The sequence below is a fragment of the Streptomyces fuscigenes genome (assembly GCF_021556455.1).
Lineage (GTDB): Bacteria > Actinomycetota > Actinomycetes > Streptomycetales > Streptomycetaceae > Streptomyces > Streptomyces fuscigenes.
Genome location: NZ_JAKGCV010000517.1, coordinates 1 through 3,547, shown reverse-complemented (window position 1 = coordinate 3,547; position 3,547 = coordinate 1). Strand labels below are relative to the sequence as shown.

General features: G+C 73.0%; 3 protein-coding genes. All 3 read right to left on the bottom strand.

The window, feature by feature from the left end; translation table 11 throughout:
* Positions 1-954 (bottom strand): serine/threonine-protein kinase (locus tag L1885_RS25585; RefSeq protein ID WP_235799537.1); only part of this gene is annotated, 954 nt, incomplete at its 3' end.
* A 286-nt stretch (positions 955-1,240) separates the two neighbouring features.
* Positions 1,241-2,110, bottom strand: a complete 870-nt coding sequence (locus L1885_RS25580) for a geranyl diphosphate 2-C-methyltransferase (protein WP_235799536.1) — start codon at positions 2,108-2,110, stop codon at positions 1,241-1,243.
* A gap of 15 nt (positions 2,111-2,125) precedes the next feature.
* Positions 2,126-3,466, bottom strand: a complete 1,341-nt coding sequence (locus L1885_RS25575; RefSeq protein ID WP_235799535.1) for a family 2 encapsulin nanocompartment cargo protein terpene cyclase — start codon at positions 3,464-3,466, stop codon at positions 2,126-2,128.
* Positions 3,467-3,547: the final 81 nt, after the last annotated feature.

The following is a 3,547-nucleotide window of genomic DNA, read 5'->3' as shown; positions in this document are numbered from 1 at the left end:
GGCGGCCGTGAGCGCCCAGGTGCCGGACGCCGTGGCGGAGGCGGCGGTGGGCAGCTCCTCGCCGTGCGGCACGCGGGGGTCGGCGGGCGCGCCGCCCGGGCCGGACTCCGCGTCCCGCACCACGAGCCGGAGCCCCCGTGCCGCCTCCTCCGCGGACATCCGCTCGGCGGGCTCCTTGCGCAGCAGGCCCTCCAGGACGGCGGCCAGCGGGCCGGCCCGATCGGGGAAGGGCGGATCCTCGTCGACGACGGCACGCAGCGTGGCCAGGGCGCCGGTCTTGCGGAACGGCCCGCGGCCCTGCACGGCGGCGTAGAGGAGCACCCCCAGGGACCACAGGTCCGAGGCGGGGCCCGGGGTCCGGCCCAACGCTCGCTCGGGGGCGAGGAATTCGGGGGAGCCCACCAGTTCGCCGGTCATCGTCAGCGCCGTGTCCCCTTCGATCACGGCGATGCCGAAGTCGCTGAGGACCACCCTGCCGTCGTCCGACAGCAGCACGTTGGCGGGCTTCACGTCCCGGTGCAGCACGCCCGCGGTGTGCGCGGCCCGCAGCGCGTCCACGACCTCGGCGCCGATGCGCGCCGCCTCCCGCGGCAGGAGCGTCCCCCGGGACTTGAGCAGATCCGCGAGCGAACCGCCCTGGACGAGCTCCATGACGATCCAGGGGCGGCCCCCGTCGGTGACCACGTCGTGCACGGTGATCACATTGGGTGCGGTGACCCGGGCGGCGGCCCAGGCCTCGCGCTGCAACCGGGTGTACATCAGCTCGACCTTGGCGGCCGGCAGTTCCGCCGGCGCGCGCACCTCCTTGACGGCGACCTCGCGCTGCAGGCTCTCGTCGAGGGCGCGCCACACCGTCCCCATGCCGCCCTCCCCGAGCGCGGACAGCAGGCGGTAGCGATCAGCGATCAGCCGGCCTGATCCCGCGTCGGGAACGGCTGAGTCCTGCTGGTGCATCGCGGCGGTTCTCCCTAGTCATCCGGACACGCACGACCGTCGCCCGGCGAGCCGGTCGAGTGGTTTCGACACCCTAGCCTCCTTCGCGGACGTGCCGGTTGCCGCGTCCGGGTACTCCCGGGCAGGACGGTCGTCCGCCCCGCCACCCTCTCCTCCCGAGTACGTGTGCCGCCGCCCGAAAGTTCAGTTCGTTCCCTCGACCGACCCCCGCGACCCGCCGGGCCCGGTACGACGTGAGACCCGGACCCGTCGGCTGGGGACGGGTCCGGGCCTCACGGGGGCTCGGTCAGACGCGGTCGGCCGCGATCAGCACGTACTGGAAGGAGCCGTCCTTGTACGAGTTGATGAACGCCTCCTCGATCCCGGTGACCAGCGAGGACGTGGCCCGAAGCTCCCAGTAGGGCAGCGTCGCGGGGGTCAGGTCGACGACGGCCTGCGGTACGAGGCGGTTGTCGGCCATGGCCCGCAGGTACTCGCGGCGGGAGTGGATGTTGCACTCGAAGTGCGCGTTGATCTGGGACACCCACTTCGACGGCTGGCCGTAACGCGGGTTCCAGCAGCCCGTGATGGTCACGTACCGGCCGCCGACCGACAGGATGCGCGAGTGCTCGGCGAAGAGGTCCTCCAGGTCGACGTACATGCTCGACTCGTTGTTCCAGGACGCCGCGGCCTGCCCGGTCTCGAAGGGCATGTTCAGCATGTTGCACACGCGGGCCCGGACGCGGTCGGCGATGCCGAGTTCACCGGCCCGGCGGTTCGCGAACTCGGCCTGCTTGGCCGACAGGGTGACGCCCTCGGCCCGGCAGCCGAAGCGCTGGTTCGCCATCACCAGCGAGCCGCCGCGGCCGCAGCCGGCGTCCACGAGCGTGTCGTCGGCTCCGATGCCGCCCAGGTTGTCCAGCAGGACGTCGGTCTGCGCCGACTCCAACCGGTGCAGTTCGGCGATCAGCCGCTTCTCGTACCCCTCGTCCTTCGGGTCGCCGAGGGCGGTGCGGTCGACGTCACCGATGCCGTAGTGGTGGTGGTAGAGCCCGTCCACGTCGCCGAGGCGCAGGTTCACCGGCCTGGCCTCCTGGTCCCAGTAGCGGGCGATGTCGCCCTGGTAGGGCGACGCCGGAGCCGGGATGAACGGGGTGGTGATGTCGGTGCTGGTCACTGTGCAGTGTGCTCCTTACCAGAAATCGGGCAGGGTGTATCGGTAGGTGTTGGTCTGGTGCCAGTAGTGGTTGCCGTCGACCCAGGCGGCCACTCCGCGCAGGAAGCGCACTACCGCCGGGACGGGGCACGCGGCGGCCAGGGCCGCCGCCTCGGCCTCGAAGGTGTGCATGAGTTCGTTGTGGACCTCGACCGCCTTGAGATACGCGTCGCGTTCGTCGGCCTCCTCGCGCTCCCCGATGACCACCGGCAGGTTCAAGTGCCGCCCCGGGCTCTTGAGTTCCTTGGTGTACGAGTACAGGTCGTTGACGATCGTGGTGGCGTTGCTCGCGAGCGCGATGACGCGCTGCATCGACGGCTGCGCGTGCAGGTCGGCGGGCAGCTCGTAGCCGCCCACGGTGTCCGTGATGGTCGGGCAGGGGCGGAAGTTGTTGAACTGCCGCATCGCCAGGTACTCCCAGACCTCCGGCACCTCGTCGGCCTGCGCCCAGGCAGCCTCCGCGAGGTAGCCCAGGTGCAGCCGGGCCATGTCGTGCCGGTAGCGGTCGGCCTGGGAGGGCGTCGCCTGGGCCCTGAAGTACTCCATGGCGGAGCGGTACGCCCTGCGCGGCGCGTCGGAGCCGAGCGACTCCGCCCACCGGGGCCCGTACTCCAAGGTGGTGTGCAGCGGGTCGAGCGCGGTGTGTGCGAGCAGGAGCCGGCTGCCCAGGCCGATGGGCGAGCCGCCGTGGTCCTCGCAGTAGCAGTCGTCGACCGCGTTCTCGGCGACCATCAGCCGCGTGGCCACCATGACGTGCTCGACCGTGGGCGCGTCCGGGTGGCAGGCGACCATGTAGCGGCCGACGGAGAAACCGTCGAACTGGTCCTCCCACTCGGGCGGGAACGCCTGGACCTCGTCGACCGCCCATTCCTTGATGCGCCGGCTGACCTCGGCCACCCGCGCCGGGTCGGGAGGCACGATCGGGTGGTGGTACAGGCCCGGAACGGGGACTCCCTCGTCCGCCGGGACGGCCCCGGCCGCCGGGAGCGGCCGCTCGCCGTCCGGCACCGGGACTTCGTGCTCGTGCTCGCGCGACGGCGCCGACGCCGGGGGCGTCTCGGGCTCGGCGGGCGGGGCGGTGCCCCCGCGCGGAGCGAAGTGCAGGCTGGCGGTGCCCAGTCCGCTCGGGCCGCCGAGCAGGCGGTCCAGGAACGGGTGCGGGGCCGGCGGAGTGCCCGTGTCGCCCTGCGAGGGCTGCGAGACGATGCCGCCGGTCGGGGCGTTGCGTGCCGCCGGGGCGGTCCGGGCGCGCGCGCCGAGGAGCGCCGCGACGGTGGGCGGGCTCGACGGGAGGGGGAGGGGCCCGGGTTCGGGCATCCGTGACTCCTTGGTGGGTGGGTGGACCGCTTCCCGGCCCGGAGGGCGGGTCGTGCGGGCCCTGGCGGTCGCCGGCGGGGG